At 62.4% G+C, this 21118-nt stretch carries 27 protein-coding genes; 13 read left to right on the forward strand and 14 right to left on the reverse strand.

Going from position 1 to position 21118, the window contains the following annotated elements:
- Positions 1 to 153 precede the first annotated feature (153 nt).
- Positions 154 to 1284 carry a S1C family serine protease gene (locus tag HW090_RS03915; protein WP_179112247.1) on the forward strand — a complete coding sequence of 377 codons (1131 nt, stop codon included), beginning with the start codon at positions 154 to 156 and terminating at the stop codon, positions 1282 to 1284.
- 298 nt (positions 1285 to 1582) lie between these two features.
- On the opposite strand, the gene hisC is transcribed toward HW090_RS03915, so the two are convergent.
- The 11 genes from hisC to HW090_RS03970 all read right to left on the reverse strand — a co-directional run bounded on the left by hisC (position 1583) and on the right by HW090_RS03970 (position 10214).
- Positions 1583 to 2635 (reverse strand): histidinol-phosphate transaminase, encoded by a 1053-nt coding sequence (hisC, locus tag HW090_RS03920; protein ID WP_179112248.1) that lies wholly within the window; start codon positions 2633 to 2635, stop codon positions 1583 to 1585.
- A 78-nt stretch (positions 2636 to 2713) separates the two neighbouring features.
- Positions 2714 to 4024, reverse strand: a complete 1311-nt coding sequence (gene hisD, locus HW090_RS03925; protein WP_179112249.1) for a histidinol dehydrogenase — start codon at positions 4022 to 4024, stop codon at positions 2714 to 2716.
- Positions 4025 to 4287: 263 nt separating this feature from the next.
- Positions 4288 to 4920 carry an ATP phosphoribosyltransferase gene (gene hisG, locus HW090_RS03930; RefSeq protein ID WP_179112250.1) on the reverse strand — a complete coding sequence of 211 codons (633 nt, stop codon included), beginning with the start codon at positions 4918 to 4920 and terminating at the stop codon, positions 4288 to 4290.
- 68 nt (positions 4921 to 4988) lie between these two features.
- Entirely contained in the window at positions 4989 to 6254 is a 1266-nt protein-coding gene (gene murA, locus HW090_RS03935; protein ID WP_179112251.1) for a UDP-N-acetylglucosamine 1-carboxyvinyltransferase, read from the reverse strand.
- 55 nt (positions 6255 to 6309) lie between these two features.
- Positions 6310 to 6549, reverse strand: a complete 240-nt coding sequence (locus HW090_RS03940) for a BolA family protein (RefSeq protein ID WP_179112252.1) — start codon at positions 6547 to 6549, stop codon at positions 6310 to 6312.
- A gap of 101 nt (positions 6550 to 6650) precedes the next feature.
- The gene (locus HW090_RS03945; protein ID WP_179112253.1) at positions 6651 to 7121 is read right to left on the reverse strand and encodes a phosphate-starvation-inducible protein PsiE; all 471 of its coding nucleotides are present in this window, start codon (positions 7119 to 7121) and stop codon (positions 6651 to 6653) included.
- Positions 7122 to 7175: 54 nt separating this feature from the next.
- Positions 7176 to 7496, reverse strand: coding sequence for a lipid asymmetry maintenance protein MlaB (locus tag HW090_RS03950; RefSeq protein ID WP_179112254.1), 321 nt, complete (start codon positions 7494 to 7496; stop codon positions 7176 to 7178).
- Entirely contained in the window at positions 7489 to 8139 is a 651-nt protein-coding gene (locus tag HW090_RS03955) for a phospholipid-binding protein MlaC (protein ID WP_179112255.1), read from the reverse strand. The genes HW090_RS03950 and HW090_RS03955 overlap by 8 nt, the downstream gene beginning before the upstream one ends.
- 11 nt (positions 8140 to 8150) lie before the next feature.
- Entirely contained in the window at positions 8151 to 8609 is a 459-nt protein-coding gene (mlaD, locus tag HW090_RS03960) for an outer membrane lipid asymmetry maintenance protein MlaD (RefSeq protein WP_179112256.1), read from the reverse strand.
- Positions 8609 to 9406: a lipid asymmetry maintenance ABC transporter permease subunit MlaE gene (gene mlaE / locus HW090_RS03965; RefSeq protein ID WP_179112257.1), complete on the reverse strand. Its 798-nt coding sequence runs from the start codon at positions 9404 to 9406 to the stop codon at positions 8609 to 8611. Before mlaE ends, mlaD begins: the two co-directional genes overlap by 1 nt.
- Positions 9399 to 10214 carry an ATP-binding cassette domain-containing protein gene (locus tag HW090_RS03970; RefSeq protein ID WP_179112258.1) on the reverse strand — a complete coding sequence of 272 codons (816 nt, stop codon included), beginning with the start codon at positions 10212 to 10214 and terminating at the stop codon, positions 9399 to 9401. Before HW090_RS03970 ends, mlaE begins: the two co-directional genes overlap by 8 nt.
- 297 nt (positions 10215 to 10511) lie before the next feature.
- Here HW090_RS03970 and HW090_RS03975 point away from each other — a divergent pair, with 297 nt between their 5' ends.
- The 12 genes from HW090_RS03975 (at position 10512) to HW090_RS04030 (ending at position 19226) form a co-directional block, all read left to right on the forward strand.
- A complete protein-coding gene (locus HW090_RS03975) occupies positions 10512 to 11486 on the forward strand; it encodes a KpsF/GutQ family sugar-phosphate isomerase (protein WP_179112259.1) in 975 nt (324 codons plus the stop codon).
- Complete coding sequence (locus tag HW090_RS03980; protein ID WP_179112260.1) at positions 11486 to 12010, forward strand: HAD family hydrolase; 525 nt, start codon at positions 11486 to 11488, stop codon at positions 12008 to 12010. Before HW090_RS03975 ends, HW090_RS03980 begins: the two co-directional genes overlap by 1 nt.
- 12 nt (positions 12011 to 12022) lie before the next feature.
- Entirely contained in the window at positions 12023 to 12595 is a 573-nt protein-coding gene (gene lptC, locus HW090_RS03985; RefSeq protein ID WP_179112261.1) for an LPS export ABC transporter periplasmic protein LptC, read from the forward strand.
- Positions 12582 to 13118: a lipopolysaccharide transport periplasmic protein LptA gene (lptA, locus tag HW090_RS03990; protein ID WP_179112262.1), complete on the forward strand. Its 537-nt coding sequence runs from the start codon at positions 12582 to 12584 to the stop codon at positions 13116 to 13118. Before lptC ends, lptA begins: the two co-directional genes overlap by 14 nt.
- A complete protein-coding gene (gene lptB, locus HW090_RS03995) occupies positions 13118 to 13843 on the forward strand; it encodes an LPS export ABC transporter ATP-binding protein (RefSeq protein WP_179112263.1) in 726 nt (241 codons plus the stop codon). Before lptA ends, lptB begins: the two co-directional genes overlap by 1 nt.
- Before the next feature lie 61 nt (positions 13844 to 13904).
- Positions 13905 to 14942, forward strand: a complete 1038-nt coding sequence (locus tag HW090_RS04000) for a tetratricopeptide repeat protein (RefSeq protein WP_179112264.1) — start codon at positions 13905 to 13907, stop codon at positions 14940 to 14942.
- A gap of 180 nt (positions 14943 to 15122) precedes the next feature.
- Positions 15123 to 16619, forward strand: coding sequence for an RNA polymerase factor sigma-54 (locus HW090_RS04005; protein WP_179112265.1), 1497 nt, complete (start codon positions 15123 to 15125; stop codon positions 16617 to 16619).
- A gap of 71 nt (positions 16620 to 16690) precedes the next feature.
- Positions 16691 to 16999, forward strand: coding sequence for a ribosome hibernation-promoting factor, HPF/YfiA family (gene hpf, locus HW090_RS04010; protein WP_179112266.1), 309 nt, complete (start codon positions 16691 to 16693; stop codon positions 16997 to 16999).
- A 7-nt stretch (positions 17000 to 17006) separates the two neighbouring features.
- Positions 17007 to 17477, forward strand: a complete 471-nt coding sequence (gene ptsN / locus HW090_RS04015) for a PTS IIA-like nitrogen regulatory protein PtsN (RefSeq protein WP_179112267.1) — start codon at positions 17007 to 17009, stop codon at positions 17475 to 17477.
- 63 nt (positions 17478 to 17540) lie between these two features.
- The gene (rapZ, locus tag HW090_RS04020; RefSeq protein WP_179112268.1) at positions 17541 to 18410 is read left to right on the forward strand and encodes an RNase adapter RapZ; all 870 of its coding nucleotides are present in this window, start codon (positions 17541 to 17543) and stop codon (positions 18408 to 18410) included.
- Positions 18397 to 18669, forward strand: a complete 273-nt coding sequence (locus HW090_RS04025; protein WP_179112269.1) for an HPr family phosphocarrier protein — start codon at positions 18397 to 18399, stop codon at positions 18667 to 18669. The genes rapZ and HW090_RS04025 overlap by 14 nt, the downstream gene beginning before the upstream one ends.
- Before the next feature lie 212 nt (positions 18670 to 18881).
- Entirely contained in the window at positions 18882 to 19226 is a 345-nt protein-coding gene (locus tag HW090_RS04030) for a zinc ribbon domain-containing protein YjdM (protein ID WP_179112270.1), read from the forward strand.
- Between the two features lie 44 nt (positions 19227 to 19270).
- Here HW090_RS04030 and HW090_RS04035 read toward each other — a convergent pair whose 3' ends face one another.
- From HW090_RS04035 to pgl, 3 genes are read right to left on the reverse strand one after another with little or no spacing between them, the layout of a single operon-like run.
- Positions 19271 to 19654 (reverse strand): DUF1294 domain-containing protein, encoded by a 384-nt coding sequence (locus tag HW090_RS04035; protein WP_179114822.1) that lies wholly within the window; start codon positions 19652 to 19654, stop codon positions 19271 to 19273.
- A 2-nt stretch (positions 19655 to 19656) separates the two neighbouring features.
- The gene (locus HW090_RS04040; RefSeq protein WP_179114823.1) at positions 19657 to 20346 is read right to left on the reverse strand and encodes a bifunctional 4-hydroxy-2-oxoglutarate aldolase/2-dehydro-3-deoxy-phosphogluconate aldolase; all 690 of its coding nucleotides are present in this window, start codon (positions 20344 to 20346) and stop codon (positions 19657 to 19659) included.
- A gap of 49 nt (positions 20347 to 20395) precedes the next feature.
- Positions 20396 to 21109 (reverse strand): 6-phosphogluconolactonase, encoded by a 714-nt coding sequence (pgl, locus tag HW090_RS04045; protein ID WP_179112271.1) that lies wholly within the window; start codon positions 21107 to 21109, stop codon positions 20396 to 20398.
- Between the last annotated feature and the right edge of the window lie 9 nt (positions 21110 to 21118).

Here is a 21118-nt window from a genome sequence, read left to right on the forward strand (position 1 = left end):
GGCTACATTCACCCGGCGGCCTCGTATAATGCCGCCCATCAGCCGGACTACCCTGAGAACGGACGACCCGCGCAGCAATGGCCACGCCGGCGGTTTTCAGCAGCACCCAGCCCAGAGATTCTACCCTGTCACTTTCCCGGATACCCGACTCCGATGTTCAACACCTTGCGCTTCCTCGGCTGGCCAATCCTGGCTGGCGTGCTTCTGGCGTTACTGATCATCCAACGCTACCCGCACTGGGTGGGCCTCGACGACAGCGGCCTGCTACAGACTTCGGCACAATCCGCCCCCTATTCCTACGCCAGTGCCGTGAACGGTGCCGCACCGGCAGTCGCCAACCTCTACACGACCAAGATCGTCGACAAGGACAGAGACCCGAGCCTGGAAGAAAAACTTTTCCAGCGCTTCTACGGTGACAACCAGCCCCATCAGAAACGCATGCAATCCAGCCTTGGCTCGGCGGTGATCATGACGCCGTCGGGCTACCTGTTGACCAACAACCACGTCACCGCCAATGCCGAGCAGATCATCGTCGCCCTCAAGGATGGCCGCGAGACCTTTGCCCACGTGATCGGCAGCGACCCCGATACCGACCTGGCGGTTCTCAAGATCGACCTGGATAACCTGCCGGCCATCAGCCTCGGGCAATCGGACAATATCCACATCGGCGACGTCACCCTGGCCATCGGCAACCCGTTCGGCGTGGGCCAGACCGTCACCATGGGCATCATCAGCGCCACTGGCCGCAATCAGCTTGGCCTGAACACCTACGAAGACTTCATCCAGACCGACGCGGCGATCAACCGAGGCAACTCGGGCGGCGCGCTGGTCGATGCCAATGGCAACCTGATCGGCATCAACACCGCGATCATTTCCGAGTCGGGCGGCTCCCAGGGCATCGGCTTCGCCATTCCGACCAAGCTGGCGCTGGAAGTGATGAAATCGATCATCGCCCACGGCCAGGTGATCCGTGGCTGGCTCGGCGTGGAAGTGAAGCCGATACCGGCCGAAATGGTCGAGCATTACCACAAGGCGGGCTACAACGGCATCCTGGTCACCGACACCTACCGCGATGGCCCGGCGGACCAGGCCGGGCTGCGCCGGGGCGATCTGATCCTGAGCATCGACGGCGCGCCAGCGGCAGATGGACGGTCATCGATGAACCAGGTGGCGCGTGTCCGCCCTGGCGAGCACATCGACATCCGCATCCTGCGCAATGGAAAGCTGCTGACCCTGCAAGCGGCAGTGGGACAACGCCCACAGAAAGTACAGGTCAATCCCTGACGCGCCGATACCAGCACCCGGCGAACACTCGCCAAGGTGAACGGTAACCCTTGCGAACAGACAAGACGGATGGCGTTACTGCCACCGTATGGATTCCCGCCTACGCGGGAATGACGAAGGCGCCGGGGGAGCGCCTATCGACAGTTCGAAACACGAGCGCTACACCACCCCGTCGTCCCCGCGCAGGCGGGGACCCAGGTGCGCAGAGCAGCAGACACTACGTGGATTGCCACCCGCGCGGGAATGACTGGGGGCAAGGAACGCTTATCGGCTACACCCGTGGCGCCCCGACAGCCTTTTAGAGCGAACGCAACGCGTCCAGCAGCGCCTGGTTCTGCTCGGGCGTGCCCACGGTGATGCGCAGGAACTGCTCGATGCGCGCCTGGCGGAAGTGCCGCACGATGATGCCCTGCCCGCGCAGTGCCGCCGCCAGTGCTGCCGCATCCTGGCCGGGATGGCGGGCAAAGACGAAGTTGGCAGCCGATGGCAGCACCTCGAAGCCCAGCGTTTCCAATCCGTCCACCAGGACCTGGCGATGGTCGATCACTGCCTGGCGCGTCCGCTCGAAGTACTCACGGTCCTCGAAGGACGCCGCCGCCCCGGCAATCGCCAGGCGGTCCAGTGGGTAGGAGTTGAAGCTGTTCTTGATGCGCTCCAGCGCCTCGATCAGATCGGGATGCCCGACCGCAATACCGACGCGCAGGCCGGCCAGGGAGCGGGACTTGGACAGGGTCTGGGTGACCAGCAGATTCGGGTAGCGATCCACCAGGGCGATGGCACTCTCGCCGCCGAAGTCGATATAGGCTTCGTCCACCAGCACCACCGAATCCGGACTGCCCTGCAGCAGGCGCTCGACGGCCTCCAGCGGCAGCAGCCTGCCCGTGGGGGCGTTGGGATTGGGGAAGATGATGCCGCCGTTCGGCCGCGCATAGTCGGCCACATCGATCTGGAAATGCTCGTCCAGCGCGACGGTTTCGAAGGTCACGCCATAGAGGTTGCAGTACACCGGATAGAAGCTGTAGGTGATGTCCGGGAACAGCAGCGGGCGCGACTGCTGGAACAGGCCGTGGAAGGAATGCGCCAGCACTTCGTCCGAACCGTTGCCGACGAAGACCTGGGCCGGTGTCACCCCGTAGTAGTCGGCGACGGCCTGCTTCAGCCGTTCGCCATTGGGGTCCGGGTACAAGCGCAGGCTGTCGTTCAGCTCCGCACGCATCGCTTCGAGCGCGCGGGGCGACGGGCCATAGGGGTTTTCATTGGTGTTGAGCTTGACCAGCCGCTCGATCTTCGGCTGCTCGCCCGGCACGTAAGGCACCAGGTCCTTGACGAAGGGGCTCCAGAACTTGCTCATCCGCCCTTCTCTCCTCGAATACACAGGGTGCGCCGTGCGCACCAGATAATCACAAGGTGCGCACGGCGCACCCGACCTTCAGGGTTTGATGCGGTATTCGGCACTGCGGGCGTGGGCCGTCAGCGACTCGCCGCGTGCCAGCACGGAGGCTGTACGCCCCAGCACAGAAGCGCCTTCGGCCGAGCAATGGATGATCGACGAACGCTTCTGGAAGTCGTACACCCCCAGTGGCGAGGAAAAGCGCGCGGTGCCCGAAGTCGGCAGGACGTGGTTCGGGCCTGCGCAGTAGTCGCCCAGGGCTTCGGCGGTGTAGCGGCCCATGAAGATCGCACCGGCATGGCGAATGGAAGGCAGCCACTGCTCCGGGTCAGCCACCGACAACTCCAGGTGTTCCGGTGCGATGCGGTTGGCGACCTCCATCGCCTGCTGCATATCGCGCACCTGGATCAACGCACCACGCCCGGCCAGCGACGTACGAGCAATCGCCTCGCGCTCCAGGGTCGGCAGCAAGCGCTCGATACTCTCGGCCACGCGGTCGAGGAAAGCGGCGTCCGGACTGACCAGAATCGACTGCGCGTCCTCATCGTGTTCGGCCTGGGAGAACAGGTCCATGGCGATCCAGTCCGGGTCGGTCTGGCCGTCGCAGACCACGAGAATCTCCGAAGGACCGGCGATCATGTCGATACCCACCTTGCCGAACACATGGCGCTTGGCGGTGGCGACATAGATGTTGCCCGGCCCGACGATCTTGTCCACCGGCGGCACGCTCTCGGTGCCATAGGCCAGTGCAGCCACGGCCTGGGCGCCGCCGATGGTGAAGACCCGGTCGACCCCGGCGATGGCCGCCGCGGCCAGTACGATTTCGTTGATCTCGCCACGCGGGGTCGGCACCACCATGACCACTTCCGGTACACCGGCGACCTTGGCCGGAATCGCGTTCATCAGCACCGAAGACGGGTAGGACGCCTTGCCACCCGGCACATAGAGCCCAGCGCGGTCCAGAGGCGTGACCTTCTGGCCCAGCACGGTGCCGTCGGCCTCGGTGTAGGTCCAGGAATCCTGGCGTTGTTTCTCGTGGTAGCTGCGCACCCGTTCGGCAGCGATTTCCAGCGCCTCGCGCTGGGCCGGGGTGATGCGTTGCAGGGCCAGCTCCAGGCGCTCGCGCGGCAGGATCAGGTCGGCCATCGAGGCGACCTCCAGGCCATCGAAACGCTGGGTCAGGTCGACCAGGGCGGCGTCACCGCGGCTACGCACGTCCGCAATGATCTCCAGCACGCGCTGGTTGACGCCATCATCGGAAACGCTTTCCCAGCTCAACAGATGATCCAGATGACGATTGAAGTCCTGGTCAGCGGCGTCGAGTCGGCGAATAGCGATAGGAGCAGTCATAGCGGGCCTCTTGGTTGGCAAATGCTCAGGCGCCGCTAGATTACCAAGCCCACCGTGCGGGCACCCGAGAATTTAGGCTATGACACGGATAAGCGGGCGCGACGTTCGGTCGCGCAAGGTATAGAACCGGTTCACGATCTTGCGAGCTAGAGCCCTGCAAGGCAAAAACAGGCGAGGAAGCGGAGTTTACAAGTGGTAAATGAGCATTCCGAGCCTGTTTTTAACGCCGCAGGGCCGACGCGCAGCAGATCGTGAACCGGTTCTCAGCCGTGGTGTCGCTCGACAGCAGAACTCAACGTATCGATGAGTGCCTGGATGCGGACGTGCTGCATCTTCATCGAAGCCTTGTTCACCACCAGCCGCGAACTGACATGGGCGATCAGCTCCTGGGGCTCCAGGCCATTGGCGCGCAGGGTGTTGCCGGTGTCCACGACGTCGATGATCTTGTCCGCCAGACCGACCAGCGGCGCCAGTTCCATGGAGCCATAGAGCTTGATGATGTCGACCTGGCGACCCTGCTCGGCGTAGTAGGCCTTGGCCACGTTGACGAACTTGGTCGCCACTCGCAGGCGGCCCTTGGGCTCGGGCTCGCCGATACGCCCGGCAGTCATCAGCTTGCAGCGGGCGATCTTCAGGTCCAGCGGCTCGTAGAGCCCCTGGGCGCCATATTCCATCAGCACATCCTTGCCCGCCACGCCCAGGTCGGCGGCACCGTGTTCGACGTAGGTCGGCACGTCGGTGGCCCGCACGATCAACAGCCGTACGTCATCCTGAGTGGTCGGGATGATCAGCTTGCGGCTCTTGTCCGGGTTCTCGGTCGGCACGATGCCCGCTTCCGCCAGCAGCGGCAGCGTGTCATCGAGGATGCGACCTTTGGAGAGCGCGATGGTAAGCATGAAACGGTTTCCTTGGAAAATGGCAGGAGCAGCCCCGCAATCTGCTTGGCGTCTCGCGACGCCAAAGGTCAGCCCGGAATACGGCGAATCTTCGCCCCGAGCAGTTGCAGTTTTTCTTCGATGCACTCGTAGCCACGGTCGATATGATAGATGCGGTCGATCAGCGTATCGCCATCGGCCACCAGGCCGGCGATCACCAGGCTGGCGGAGGCGCGCAGGTCGGTCGCCATCACGGGCGCGCCCTTGAGGCGCGGGACACCGGTGACGATGGCGGTATTGCCCTCGACGAGGATCTGCGCACCCATGCGGTTCATCTCGTAGACGTGCATGAAGCGGTTCTCGAACACCGTCTCGATCACGGTGCCGGTGCCTTCGGCCACGGCGTTCAGCGCGATGAACTGCGCCTGCATGTCGGTCGGGAACGCGGGGTAAGGCGCGGTACGCACATTCACCGCTTTCGGGCGGTTACCCTTCATGTCCAGTTCGATCCAGTTGCTGCCGGTATCGATGTAGGCACCCGCCTCTTCCAGCTTGTGCAGCACGGCTTCCAGCAGGGTGGCATCGGTGTCCTTGAGCTTGACCCGGCCACCCGTGGCAGCGGCGGCCACCAGGTAGGTGCCGGTTTCGATGCGGTCCGGCATGACGCTGTAGCGTCCGCCACCCAGGCGCTTCACGCCGTCGATGACGATGGTGTCGGAACCCGCGCCGGACACCTGCGCGCCCATGGCGTTGAGGAAGTTGGCCAGGTCGACCACTTCCGGCTCACGCGCGGCGTTTTCCAGCACGGTGCGGCCATTGGCCAGGGCCGCCGCCATCATGATGTTCTCGGTACCGGTGACGCTGACGATATCGAAGAAGAAGGTCGCGCCACGCAGGCCGCCGGCCGGCGCCCGCGCCTTGATATAGCCGCCCTCGACGTCGATCTGCGCGCCCATGGCCTCGAGACCTCGGATGTGCAGGTCGACCGGACGCGAACCGATCGCGCAGCCGCCCGGCAGCGCCACTTCGGCTTCGCCGAAACGCGCCAGCATCGGGCCCAGCACCAGGATCGAGGCGCGCATGGTCTTGACCAGGTCATAGGGCGCGACCAGCGTCTTGATACGGCTGGCATCGACTTCGACGCTGAGCTTCTCGTCGATCACCGGCTCGACGCCCATGCGTCCGAACAACTCGATCATCGTGGTGATGTCGTGCAGGTGCGGCAGGTTGCAGACGGTGACCGGCGTATCGGCCAGCAGCGTCGCGGCCAGAATCGGCAGGGCCGAGTTCTTGGCACCGGAGATGCGAATCTCGCCGCTGAGGCGGTCGCCACCGGTAATGATCAGTTTGTCCATGGAATAATCTCGAAAAGGCCGGCCGCAAGGCCGCCAGAAGTGTCTGTTACTCGCCTCAGGCGCGAGCGGCCCAATCGGCCTGACTGAAGAATTTCATGGTGACGGCGTGGATGCTGCCGTCCGCGATCCAGGGATTCAGGTGTGCATAGATCTGCTGCTGCCGTTTGACCAGGCTGAGCGCGGCCAATTCGTCGCTGACCAGATTCAATTGGAAGTTGCAGCCTTCACCTTCCACTTCCACCTGCACGTTAGGAAGTTTCTCTTCCAGAAAACGCTTAACTTCTAGAGCCTGCATGTTCAACCTCGTTCGGCGCCAGCGCGCACGGGCCGGCCATCATACAAAAAAGCCGCAAGGCTGCGAAGCCCGGATATGCAGAGCTTCCCGCTCATGAGCATTCAATTGGCGACATTGTCGCCGACCACTTCTCCGGTGGAGTCGATGGCTTTGCTCGACGGGTACTTGTAGGAGGCATAACGCACGGCCAGCACCGACAGCGCCAGCAGGAAGATGCCGCCACACAGGTACAGCAAGCCGATATCCGGCGCCTTGTGGTGGGAAACATCGCCGATCAGGTAGCGCGTCAGGGCGGTGATGGCGATATAGAGCAGGAAGCGGATCGGCAGGTGATTGGTCTTGAAATAGATGCCGACCATCGCCCCCAGCTCCAGGTAGATGAACAGCAGCAGGATATCGTCGATGCTGGCGTGGCCCTTGCTGACCATGCCCATGAACGCCACCACCGAAGCCCAGGCCGTGACCGCGCCAATGGCGAACAGGCCGAGATAGTGGAAGCCCTCGACCAGCAGGTTACCGATGGCGTTCGCCGTATCGTGCATGCGCTCACGACTGTTGTTCGCCCACTTCATGACCCGTCTCCTTGAAATAGAACTCCGATCACCGCACAGGCCTCAGGCGGCGACTCAGGCAGGAATGCCCGGCTCCAGCGCCAGCACATCGTCCAGCCCGGAGACGCTGGCGATCTTCGACATATCCGACGGCAGGCCAGTGATACGCAGTTGCTTGCCGAGCGCACGCGCATCGCGGGTAAACGCCAGCAGCAGCGACAACCCGACACTGCTGGAATGCGTGACACCCGTACAATCGAGCACCACGACATCCGCCCCCGCAGTCCGCAGCAGCGCCTGACCGGCCTTGCGCAAGGCCGGGCCGCTGCGATGATCGAGCGAACCGCTCAGCAGCAGCCGGCGCTGGTCATCGAGGGCAATCCGCCCTTCACTCATTGCCACCGGCCTGCTTGGCCGCCTCGCTGTCCTTGGCTTTCGCCACCACCTCGGCCCAGCCATCGATGGTACGCTCCAGATTGTTGCCATTGCGTTGCATGGCATCGGCGAACTGGTCGCGGAACAGCTTGCCGATATTGATGCCGTTGATGATGACGTTGCGCACGCGCCACTCGCCCGCGAGATTGACCATGGTGTAGGACACCGGGTAGATCTCGCCCTGGCGACCGGTCACTTCCATGTTGATGCTGGTGCGCTGCGGGTCCTGTCGACCGCTCGGCGGCAACACACGAATCTGCTGGTTGTTGTACTCGAGCAGCGCATTGCCATAGAACTGCATCAGGCTGCGCTTGAAGTTTTCCTCGAAGCGCTGCATCTGCTCGGCGCTGGCTGAGCGCGAGTACTTCACCGTCATGATGCTGCGGGAAATACCTTCGGCATCCACCACGGGCCCGAGAATACGGTTGAGCGAATCATAGAAAGCGGCCGGATCCCTGACATAGCGCTCCTTGTTGGCCTTCAGATCGGCCAGCAGTTCGGTGGTGGTCGTCTGGATCACTTCATGGGCACTGGGGGCAGCCTGGGCCAGCAGCGGCAGCATGGCCAGGGCGACCAGCAGGCCGCGACGCAAGGCAGTCATCATCTCGCTAGTCCTCATTCTTTATTGACGGAGTTGAGCAGGAACTTGCCGATCAGGTCTTCGAGCACCAACGACGACTGGGTATCGGCGATGGTGTCGCCATCCTTCAGCAGTTCTTCCTCGCCACCGACACTGATCCCGATGTACTTCTCGCCCAGCAGGCCAGCCGTCAGGATCGAGGCGGTCGAGTCGGTCGGCAGGATGTCCACGTCCTTGCGGATTTCCAGGGTGACACGCCCCATGTAGCTTTCGCGGTCCAGGTCGATGGCAGTGACCTTGCCGATATTCACACCGGCCATGGTCACTTTCGATCTGACCGTCAAACCCGCGATATTGTCGAAATAGGCGTAGAGCTTGTAACCCTCGCCACTGGCGACGGTCAGGCCACTGACGCGCAACGACAGCAGTAGCAAGGCCAGCAGGCCGGCCAGCAGGAACAGGCCGACACCGATCTCAAGGGTGCGGATACGCATCAGAAATCTCCAAACATCAAGGCAGTCAAAATGAAATCGAGTCCAAGCACCGCGAGCGAGGCATACACCACGGTGCGAGTCGTGGCACGGCTGATACCTTCGGAGGTCGGCTCGCAGTCGTAACCCTGGAACACCGCGATCCAGGTCACCACCAGCGCGAAGACGAAGCTCTTGATCACACCGTTGAGCACATCCGAACCGAAACTGACGCTGTTCTGCATGTTGGCCCAGAACGAGCCCTCATAGACGCCCAGCCATTGCACCGCGACCATCGCCCCACCCCAGATGCCGACGACATTAAAGATCAGCGTCAGCAGCGGCAGGGAGATAAAGCCGGCCCACAGGCGCGGCGCGATGATGTACTTCAACGGATCGACCCCGATCATCTCCAGGCTCGACAGTTGCTCCGTGGACTTCATATTGCCGATCTCGGCGGCCAGCGCCGAGCCGGCGCGCCCGGCGAACAGCAGCGCGGTGACCACCGGCCCCAGCTCGCGCAGCAGGGTCAGGGCGATCATCTGCCCTACCGCCTGCTCCGAACCATAGTTGCTGAGGATGCTGTAGCCCTGCAGGGCCAGCACCATGCCGATGAACAGGCCCGACACGGCGATGATCGCCAGCGACAGCACGCCAACCGAATACAGTTGCTTGACCAGCAGGGAAAAACCACCGGAAAAGCCCCGGCGCCCGGCCAGGGCATGGAACAGGAACGATGAGGAACGCCCAAGAGCCGCCACCACATCGAGCCCCGCCTTGCCCAGCAGGCGTACGCGCTCGAGCGCGGAACGCTTACGCATCGCTACCTCCCAACAGATCCGCGGCGTAGTCCGGCCCGGGAAAATGAAACGGCACCGGACCGTCCGACGAGCCCTGCATGAACTGACGGATGCGCGGATCGTCCGCTTCACGCAGTTGCTCCGGTGTGCCATGCCCCAGCACCTGGGTATCGCCGACCACATAGATATAGTCGGCAATGCTGGCGGTCTCGGCCAGGTCATGGGAAACCACCACGCTGGTGATGCCCAGGGCATCGTTGAGCATGCGGATCAGGCGTACCAGCACGCCCATGGCGATCGGATCCTGCCCGGCGAACGGCTCGTCATACAGGAGAATCTGCGGGTCCAGCGCAATCGCTCGCGCCAGCGCGACACGGCGCTTCATGCCACCGGACAGCTCGTCCGGCATCAGCTCCACGGCACCGCGCAGGCCGACCGCCTGCAGCTTCATCAGTACGATGTCGCGGATCATCTCTTCCGGCAGCCGGGTATGCACGCGCAAGGGAAAGGCGACGTTCTCGAACACGTCCAGGTCAGTGAACAGCGCACCACTCTGGAACAGCACGCCCATCTGCTTGCGCATCTCGAACAGCTCGCCACGCGACAGCGTCGGCAGGTTCTGCCCGCCGACCCAGACCTCGCCCCGGTCGGGCATCAACTGGGCGCCGATCAGGCGCAACAGGGTCGTCTTGCCGCAGCCGGACGGCCCCATGATGGCCGTGACCTTGCCCCGGGCAATAGCCAGATCGATATTTTTGAAAATGCTTCGCTCACCGCGCTTGAAGGTCAGGTTCTTCAGCTCGACAGCGTAGGCGTCAGCGACACTCATCAGGTTTCCTCGGCACAGGGACCGCAGAACAGACGCCGCGAGACGGCGCCGGGATACGTTCTGCACGCACCTCAAGGCGGCGAACTATATCACCGCCCTTGGCACCTCCCAACCCGAGAGCGTGTCAGTGCGTGTATTCATTCAGCCCTTGTTCAAGTGCATTCGCGCCTAATAAAGAGTCATTCTCGATAAGGCCGAATGAAAGCACCCGTAATGCTCGATCAGCGGGCTTTTCTCGGTGAGCGCACGACGGATTATCGTTATAATCACGCCTTTTCAGTCTGGCGACCCGACGCGATGACTCAAAGCAACCAACTGATCGAGACAGCCCTGCGGACCATCCGCCTGGAAACCGAAGCCGTCGAACAACTGCGCGCGCGCATCGACGAATCCTTCGTCAACGCCTGCCAGCTCATCCTCGAAAGCAAAGGGCGCGTCGTCGTCGTCGGCATGGGCAAGTCCGGCCACATCGGGCGCAAGATCGCCGCCACCCTGGCCAGTACCGGCACGGCAGCCTTCTTCGTGCACCCGGCGGAAGCCAGCCACGGCGACATGGGCATGATCACCCGCGATGACGTGGTGCTGGCACTGTCCAACTCGGGCACCACCAACGAAATCATCACCCTGCTGCCGCTGATCAAGCGCCTCGGCATCACCCTGATCAGCATGACCGGCAACCCGTCCTCGGTCCTGGCGCGCGCCGCCGAGGTCAACCTGGACGCCAGCGTCGGTATCGAAGCCTGCCCGCTCAACCTGGCCCCGACCTCCTCCACCACGGTCAGCCTGGTGCTCGGCGATGCCCTGGCCATCGCCCTGCTGGAAGCCCGCGGATTCACCGCCGAAGACTTCGCCTTCTCGCACCCGGGCGGCGCATTGGGCCGCCGCCTGCTGCTCAAGGTGGAGAACGTCATGCACACCGGCGCACAGCTGCCGACTGTGAAACGTGGTACGTCCCTGCGCGAAGCACTGCTGGAAATGACCCACAAGGGCCTGGGCATGACCGTCGTCGTCGAACACGACGGCAGCCTGGCCGGGATCTTCACCGACGGCGACCTGCGCCGCACCCTGGACAAAGGCATCGACGTACGCCAGGCCAGCATCGACGACGTCATGACCGCACGCGGCAAAGTCGCCAATGCCGAAATGCTGGCAGCCGAAGCCCTGAAAATCATGGAAGACCACAAAATCAGCTCGCTCATCGTCGTCGACGAACGCAACCGCCCGATCGGTGCGCTCAACATGCACGACCTGCTGCGCGCGGGAGTGATGTAATGCCGGACGATCTGCTGCAACGCGCACGCAACGTACGCCTGGCCATCTTCGACGTGGACGGCGTACTGACCGACGGACGCCTGTATTTCCTCGAAGACGGCAGTGAGCTCAAGACCTTCAACACCCTGGACGGCCACGGCATCAAGATGCTGATCGCCTCCGGCGTGCGCACCGCCATCATCAGCGGCCGCAAGACTCCGGTGGTCGAGCGACGCGCCAACAACCTGGGCATCCAGCACCTCTTTCAGGGACGCGAAGACAAGCTGGTGGTGCTCGACGGCCTGCTCGCCGAACTGGGCCTCGACTACAGCCAGGTCGCCTACCTGGGCGACGACCTGCCTGACCTTCCGGTGATTCGCAGGGTCGGATTGGGCATGGCCGTCGCCAGCGCCGACAGCTTCGTGCGCGACAACGCCCATGGCGTCACGCACGCACGCGGCGGAGAAGGTGCGGCACGCGAGTTCTGCGAACTGATCATGCACGCCCAGGGCACCCTGGAAAGCGCTCGCTCGGCCTACCTGTAAGCAGGAGGAAACATGCTGCAAAAATTACGTCTGCCAGCCATCCTGGCATCGATCACGGCGCTGCTGGTGGCGGTCGGCTACTGGAATATCCGTCCGGAAAGTTTCATGAGCCAGAAGGAAAGCCCGCGCTCGACGAAACCGGCGGTGGATTTCTACGTGCTCAACTCGAGCACCGTGCAATACCAGGCTGACGGTAAGCTCGACTACAAGATGACCGCGGAAAAACTCGAACACATCGACGCCAGTGACATCAGCCTGTTGACCAAACCGCAGCTGCACTCCTTCCGTGGCAACGAACACCCCTGGCATATCCGCAGCGAACGCGGCGAGGCATCGCCCGGCGGCGAGCAAATCGAACTGATCGAACAGGTCAAGGTGGAGCGCACCGACGCCAAGGGCCGCCAGACCGTCCTCACCACCAGCCGCATGACCGTACACCCCGAGAAGGATTATGCCGAGACCCGGCAACCCGTTAGAATCGTGGCAGCCAACGGCGTCACCACCGCAACGGGCATGAAAACGTACCTTAACGAGGGCAGGATGCTCCTGCTTTCCAACGTAAGAGGCCAGCATGAGCTGCGTTAAGACACTTCCCCTTCTGCTCGGCTTGAGCGCATCCCTGCTGGGCGCCGCCAGCGCCTGGGCACTGCCCGAAGACAGTGAGCAGCCTATCCACGTCCAGGCAGACACCGCCGAACTCGACGACAAGCAAGGCGTGGCCGTCTACCGTGGCGATGTCGTGATCACCCAGGGCACCCTGAAGATCACCGGCGATACCGTCACCATCACCCAGACCCCGAGCGGCGAGATCGACGTGTTCACCTCGGTCGGCAAACCGGCCTACTACGAGCAGAAGCCGGCGATCGACAAGCCGATCGTCAAGGCCTACGGCCTGACCATCCAGTATTTCTCCAGCAGCGAGCGCATCGTTCTGATCGACCAGGCCAAGGTGGTGCAGGAAGGCAACACCTTCGAAGGCGAGAAAATCGTCTATGACACCAAGCGCCAGATCGTCAACGCCGGCCGCGCCAACGACACCCAGATCACCAGCCCGCGTCCGCGCATCGACATGGTGATCCAGCCCCGCAAGAAAGAGCAGACGCAATAATGGCGATCCTGAAAGCCCAGCACCTGGCCAAGAGCTACAAGGGCCGCCAGGTCGTGCGTGACGTCAGCCTGTCCATCGAGAGCGGCCAGATCGTCGGCCTGCTCGGCCCCAACGGCGCCGGCAAGACCACCTGTTTCTACATGATCGTCGGGCTGGTGAATGCCGACCAGGGCCGCGTCCTGATCGATCAGGACGACGTCACCCACCTGCCAATGCACGGTCGCGCCCGTGCCGGGGTCGGTTACCTGCCCCAGGAAGCGTCGATCTTCCGCAAGCTGTCGGTGGCCGACAACATCATGGCGATCCTGGAAATCCGCAAGGACCTCGACCGCGCCGGACGCCAGCGTGAACTGGAATCCCTGCTACAGGAATTCCACATCAGCCATATCCGCGACAGCCTCGGCATGAGCCTGTCCGGCGGCGAGCGGCGCCGCGTGGAAATCGCCCGCGCCCTGGCCAGCGCGCCCAAGTTCATCCTGCTCGACGAGCCCTTCGCCGGTGTCGACCCGATCTCCGTCGGCGACATCAAGCAGATCATCCATCACCTCAAGGACAAGGGCATCGGTGTACTCATCACCGACCACAACGTGCGCGAGACCCTGGATATCTGCGAAACGGCCTATATCGTCAACGACGGCCAGCTTATCGCCGAGGGCGACGCCCAGTCGGTCCTGAGCAATGAACTGGTGAAAGAGGTATACCTGGGGCATGAGTTCCGGCTGTAGAGGTAGGCTATCGACGCCACGTTGGTCATATATGAATAAAGCTACCCCTCGAGAATCGTCAATGCTCCACCATCTCCGTCCCTTGACCGTTCTCTGCAGCGCAGTCTGTCTGGTTGCATGCACCACGCAACCGCCAACATCTTCTCCCGGTGCCGCACCAGCCAGCCAGCGGGAAACCGCCCAACAACAGGCAAAGGACCTTTATAACCGCGGCGAACGCCATTACTACGGTATCGGCACTCGCCAGGATTACTCTGAAGCGCTGGCCTGGTACGAAAAGTCCGCCACCAAAGGCAATGCAGAGGCCATGTTCTCGCTCGCCGCCATGTATGCATCAGGCGAAGGCAGGCCCCGGGATGAACGCAAGGCCATTGACTGGTATGAGCGAGCCACCGAGCAGAATCATCCACAGGCAATGTACAACCTGGCCCTACGACTCGCCGAAGGACACGGTGTCAGCCGAAACCTTGAACGCGCAGTGATCCTGTATCGGAAAGCCGCTGACAGTGGCCATGCCAGCGCACTGAACAACCTGGGCATGCTCTACAACAGTGGCGAGGGTGTTCCGCAAGACAGCGTTGAAGCGGCTCGCCTGTTCGAACAGGCAGCGAACGCAGGAGAAATCAACGCCTTCAATAATATCGGCTATTGCTACCAGAACGGTATCGGCGTCACACGCAACCCGGAACTCGCCATGCAGTGGTACCTCAGAGGCGCCGCCGCGGGCAACGCAGCCTCGATGAACTCCATTGGCTACCTGTATTCCCAGGGCATCGGTGTACGACAGGACTACACGCAGGCCACCAACTGGTATCGCCAGGCCGCAGAGCACGGTAACACCCTGGCCACCTACAACCTCGCATTGCGCTATGCCAGGGGGGAAGGCGTAGCGCAGGACTACGCCGAAGCCAGGCGCTGGTTCGAGCGTGCTGCCCAGCAAGGCGACAGCGATGCCCTCAATGACATCGGCCTGCTTTACCAGAAGGGCCAGGGCGTTCCTCGGGACCTCGACAAAGCTCGCGCCTACTTCATGCGCGCAGCCGCTGCTGGTAACGAAGCCACTGCAGACTACCTCAAGGCCCTCGACGCAGAACGCTGAGTACGGATACAAGCCGCCTCCCGCCGAACGGCTGGCGTGCGGCGCAACATTGAAACGTCAACAGACCCTAGCCAAACACCCAAGAAGTAGGCATATAATTTGCTTCATAGCGGACGCCGGGGCGTCCATGTATGTAGCAACAGGCGCCAGCGCCGGCAAACAGGGTTTGAAGTCTCTGCCATGAAACCATCTCTCGTCCTAAAGATGGGCCAGCAGCTAACGATGACACCGCAGCTGCAACAGGCCATACGTTTGCTCCAGCTTTCCACGCTGGACCTCCAGCAGGAAATCCAGGAAGCACTGGACTCGAACCCGATGCTGGAACGGGAAGAAGACGGCGACGACTTCGACAACTCGGACCCCATGGCCGAAGGCACGGAAACCGCCACGGGCGAATCCGCGACCAAGCAGGAAAGCTACGACGAGCCGTCCGCCACCTCGGAAAGCCTCGACGACAACGACTGGGGCGAACGCATTCCCAGCGAACTGCCGGTGGACACCGCCTGGGAAGACATCTACCAGACCAGCGCCAGCAGCCTGCCCAGCAACGATGACGACGAGTGGGACTTCACTACCCGCACCAGCGCCGGCGTCAGCCTGCAGAGCCACCTGCTCTGGCAACTGAACCTGTCCCCCATGAGCGACACCGACCGGCTGATCGGTGAGACCCTGATCGACTGCATCAACGACCAGGGCTACCTGGAAGAAACCCTCGAGGAAGTACTGGAGTCCTTCGACCCGGAGCTTGAGATCGAGCTTGACGAGATCGAGGCCGTCCTGCGCCGTATCCAGCACTTCGAGCCCTCAGGCGTTGGCGCACGCGATCTACGCGAATGCCTGCTGCTGCAACTGCGCCAATCGCCGCCGCAGACACCCTGGCTGGAACAGGCCCGGCACCTGATCGACAATCACCTGGAAGTCCTCGCCAGCCGCGATTACAACCTGCTGATGCGGCGCATGAAGCTCAAGGAAGACGAGCTGCGCCAGGTGATCGAACTGATCCAGTCGCTCAACCCGCGCCCTGGCTCGCAGATCGAGGCCAGCGAACCGGAATACGTGGTACCGGACGTGATCGTGCGCAAGCACAACGAACGCTGGCTGGTGGAACTGAACCAGGAAGCGATCCCGCGCCTGCGCGTCAATGCCCAGTATGCCGGCTTCGTCAAACGCGCCGACTCGAGCAGCGACAACACCTTCATGCGCAACCAGTTGCAGGAAGCGCGCTGGTTCATCAAGAGCCTGCTCAGCCGCAACGAGACCCTGATGAAGGTCGCCACGCAGATCGTCGAGCACCAGAAGGGCTTTCTCGAGCACGGCGACGAAGCCATGAAGCCGCTGGTGCTGCATGACATCGCCGAGGCCGTGGGCATGCACGAGTCGACCATTTCCCGCGTCACCACGCAGAAATACATGCACACGCCACGGGGCATCTACGAGCTGAAGTACTTCTTCTCCAGCCATGTCAGCACCTCCGAAGGCGGCGAATGCTCCTCCACCGCGATACGCGCCATCATCAAGAAGCTGGTCGCCGCGGAAAACCAGAAAAAGCCATTGAGCGACAGCAAGATCGCTGGTCTACTGGAGGCACAAGGCATACAGGTCGCCCGTCGCACCGTAGCCAAGTATCGGGAATCGTTGGGAATTGCACCGTCCAGCGAACGCAAGCGGCTGATCTAGCCAAACGCGGCCGAAACAGGGTGCAAGCCTCGACAGCTCGCTCTTCATAGAAATAAAAAAGGAGTAGTAGTATGCAAGTCAACATCAGCGGCGTTCATCTGGAAGTGACTCCAGCCCTGCGCGACTACATCGAGGAAAAGTTCGATCGCCTGGAGCGGCACTTCGATCGCATCATCACCGTGCAGGTCACCCTGCAAGTCGAAAAACTCAAGCAGAAGGCCGAAGGTTCCCTGCATGTGGCCGGCAAGGAAGTGGTTGCGAACTCCGAACATGAAGACATGTATGCCGCTATCGACCTGCTCGTCGACAAGCTCGACCGCCAGTTGATCAAGCACAAGGAAAAGCAACTCGATCACCACCAGGGTACGGTCGCTCGCTGAGCATGCCATGATTCGATTCGACTCTATCCTCTCCCCCGGACGCGCCCTGACGGGCGTTCCGGGCGTCAGCAAGAAGCGCGTTCTCGAACAGATTGCCCGGGTAATCGCCCAGGACGCACCCGACCTCGACGAACAAACCATATTCGAAAGCCTGATCGCCAGGGAAAAGCTCGGCTCGACCGGCTTCGGCAATGGCATCGCGATTCCCCATTGCCGCATCACCGGCTGCAGCCAGCCCCTGAGCGCCGTGCTGTGCCTGGAAACACCCGTGGACTTCGATGCACTCGACGGCCAACCTGTCGACCTGCTCTTCGTGCTGCTGGTCCCCCAGGCTGCCACCGACGAACACCTGGAGCTGCTGCGCCAGATCGCCGGCATGCTGGACGACGCCGAAATCAGGGCGCGCCTGCGCGCCGCGACGAGCAACGAAGCCCTGTACCAGGAAGTGGTACGCGCACAGCAAAGCCTTTTGCCATAGGAGAACACGCTTGAGCCAGACGACTGCCCTGCATCCGGTCCACCGCACGCAGCGTGAAGCACCATGCGCCTGATCATCGTCAGCGGTCGCTCTGGCTCCGGTAAAAGCACGGCGCTCGACGTGCTGGAGGACAACGGCTTCTATTGCATCGACAACCTGCCCGCCGCGCTGATGCCGGAACTGGCCGAGCGAGCGTTGCTGCATACCGAACTGCTGCACCCGCAGGTCGCGGTTTCCATCGACGCACGCAACTTGCCCAGCCAGTTGCAACGCTTCCCCGAGCTGCTGGCGGAAGTACGCGCCAAACACATCCACTGCGACGTGCTCTACCTCGACGCCGATGACGAAACCCTGCTCAAGCGCTTTTCGGAAACACGCCGGCGCCACCCCCTGACCAATGACAGCCGCTCGCTGGCCGAAGCCATTCGCGATGAAGAGCTGCTGCTGTCGCACATCATCGACAACGCCGATCTCAAGATCGACACCACCAATCTCAACCTGTACCAGTTGCGCGACACGCTCAAGCTGCGCCTGCTCAACAAGCCTGAACCGGGCACGGCCTTCCTTATCGAGTCATTCGGCTTCAAGCGTGGCATGCCGGTGGATGCCGACCTGGTCTTCGACGTGCGCTGCCTGCCCAACCCCTACTGGAAAGCCGAGCTGCGCGAATTCTCCGGCCAGGATCAACCGGTCATCGACTACCTGAGCGCCCAACCGGATGTCGAGGATATGTTCCAGGACATCCATGCCTACCTGAGCAAGTGGTTGCCCCGCTTCGCCGCCAGCAACCGGGCCTACGTCACCATCGCGATTGGCTGCACCGGCGGCCACCATCGCTCGGTCTACATCGCCGAACGCCTTGGGAAGGCGCTGCTGGAACCACTCAGGAACCTTCAGGTTCGCCATCGGGATCTGCCACATGCCAAGCTGTGAAACCACCATCATCAACAAACTCGGCCTGCATGCGCGCGCCGCGGCGAAGCTGACCGGCGTCGCAAAGCTCTATCCCTGCAAAGTCATGGTAGGTCGTAGCGCCGAGAACCTGGTGGATGGCAAGAACATCATGGCGGTGATGATGCTCGCCGCCAGCCAGCACACCCCACTGCACCTGAGCACCGAAGGCGAACAGGAAGAGCAGGCGCTGAAAGCACTGGTCGATCTGATCGAAGATTACTTCGGCGAGGGTCAGTAAGCCGCTGGGATGCTCTTTACCCCCTCTCCCGCTTGCGGGAGAGGGCTGGGGAGAGGGTAAAAACGCATAAGCCCTCTCCCCCAGCCCCTCTCCCATAAATGGGCGAGGGGAGAAAAACCTCAGGCAATTGTCCCGCATTCAACAAGCATCCGCCCTCTCCCGGCAAAACCTTATATAATTCGCGGTTTTCGCCAACGAATGAGAGGAATGCCGTGAGCGCTCTGCCACCCTGCCCGAAATGCAACTCCGAATACACCTATGAAGACGGTATCCAACTGGTCTGTCCAGAGTGTGCCCATGAGTGGTCGGCAACGGCTGCCGACAGCAGCTCGCAAGATGATGCCAAGGTGATCAAGGACTCGGTGGGTAACGTCCTGCAGGATGGCGATACCGTCACGGTCATCAAGGACCTGAAGGTCAAGGGCTCCTCCCTGGTCGTCAAGGTCGGCACCAAGGTCAAAGGGATTCGCCTGTGCGATGGCGACCATGACATCGACTGCAAGATCGACGGCATCGGTGCAATGAAGCTCAAGTCGGAATTCGTCCGGAAGGTCTGATACACGGGCTTGCGTGGACACTGTCCGATGTCCACGCAGCGGCCTCAGAACTGCGGCCAACCCATGATGTAGACATACCAGGCAAGCTGGTGCACGAGAACGATGCCCCAGAACACCACCTGATAGCCGAGCTTGCGGGTTTTATGCCGGAACACCTGCTGCGCGCACAGCGCACCGGGCCATCCGCCGAGCAGTTCGAACAGGTGCAAGGTATTTTCCGGGACTCGCCGCATCTCTCGGGAAGCATTGCGCTTGTCCTGCCCATAGAGATAGAAAGCCACCACGCTGACGCCCCCATAGACGCAGGGAAGCAACCAGGCACCATCCCGCAGCCATCCTTCCAGCATGCCGACCAGCGGCAGTGCAACGAGCAGACCTGCAACCACCGCCTTGAATGGCAGGTAACGGATTCCGTTCCGTCGAGCCATCGTCACAGGGCGCGTACCTGACCAATGGCGGCCACCGCACGCGCCGCCGCACGCGTAATCGATGACCAATCGCCCGCCTCCAGGGCGGCCGGCCCTATCATCCAGCTCCCCCCCACGCACATCACATTGGGCAGCGCCATATAGTCCGCGACATTGTCGTCGTTGACACCACCGGTCGGGCAGAAGCGCACATCGGGAAAAGGCCCGCCCAGGGCTTTCAATGCACCGACACCACCGCACACCTGTGCCGGAAACAGCTTGAAGCGCCGGTAGCCAAGCACATAGCCCCGCATGATGTCCGAGGCATTGCTCACGCCGGGCAGGTAGGGCAAGGGGCTTGCGCGGGCGGCCAGCAGCAATTCCTCGGTGCTGCCCGGCGACACGATGAACTGGGCGCCGGCGTCCTCGACCCTGGCCAGCATCTGGCCGTCGAGGACCGTGCCGGCACCGACGCACAGCGCCGGCCGCTGCTCACGCAACAGCCGGATGGCCGCCAGGCCGTGGCTGGAGCGCAAGGTGATCTCCAGCGTCTCGATGCCACCCGCCGCCAGCGCGTCGGCCAACGGCAGGATATGCCGTTCATCGGTGATGGTGATTACAGGCAGGATGCGCGCGCGTGAGCACAAGGCATCCAATCGTGCGTTCTTTTGCTCCTGGGACACGAGCGACTCTCCCTTCATATGGTTCAGCATCCGCCAGCAGGCCAGACCGCCGAAAGGCGGCGAAGCGTCGGGCAGTTCTTCAAGGGCACCAGTAGATTTCCAGGGGCGCATGCATGAAGGCACGCACAGGCATTTTCAACGCATCGGCCACCAGTGCCTGACGCAGGGTTTCCAGCTTGGGCTGTCCCTGGATGGCCAGGCACTGCAAACGTGCCGAGGCCAGCAAGGGGTAGGTCATGCTGATGCGCTGATGCGGCTCCTGGGGTGCCAGCATCGGCAGGCAATGTGCCTGGCAATCCTCGCTGAGCGCCTGCGCCAGCAAGGGGCTGCCGGCAAACAGCGAAGCCACATGACCATCGTCGCCCATGCCCAGCACCAGGACGTCGATACCCTGCTCGAGCACCGCCAATGCCTCGCTGGCCAATTCGGCGGCCTGCTCCAGCGTTTCGGCAGGATGATAGAGACCGATCAGCCGCGCCGGGGCGGCCGCGTTGCGCAGCAGATGCCGGCGTACCAGCCCTTCGTTGCTGTCCGGCGATAGCGGATCGACCCAGCGCTCGTCCGCCAGGCCCACCTGGACTCGACTCCAGTCGAGTTCCTGGCGGGAAAGTTCCTCGAAGAAACCTGCCGGACTGCGCCCTCCAGACACCACCAGATTCGCCAGCCCATGGGTCTGCACTGCAAAATCCAGCGCTTTGGCCACATGCTCGGCCAACACCCTTGCCTGGCTCTGGGCATCGGCCAGGCTGTGCGCCACCACGCCGGTCGGCAGGTCGAATTCCGTGATCGCCATGATCAGCAC

Origin of the sequence: Pseudomonas sp. ABC1, assembly GCF_013395055.1 — a bacterium.
GTDB lineage: Bacteria > Pseudomonadota > Gammaproteobacteria > Pseudomonadales > Pseudomonadaceae > Stutzerimonas.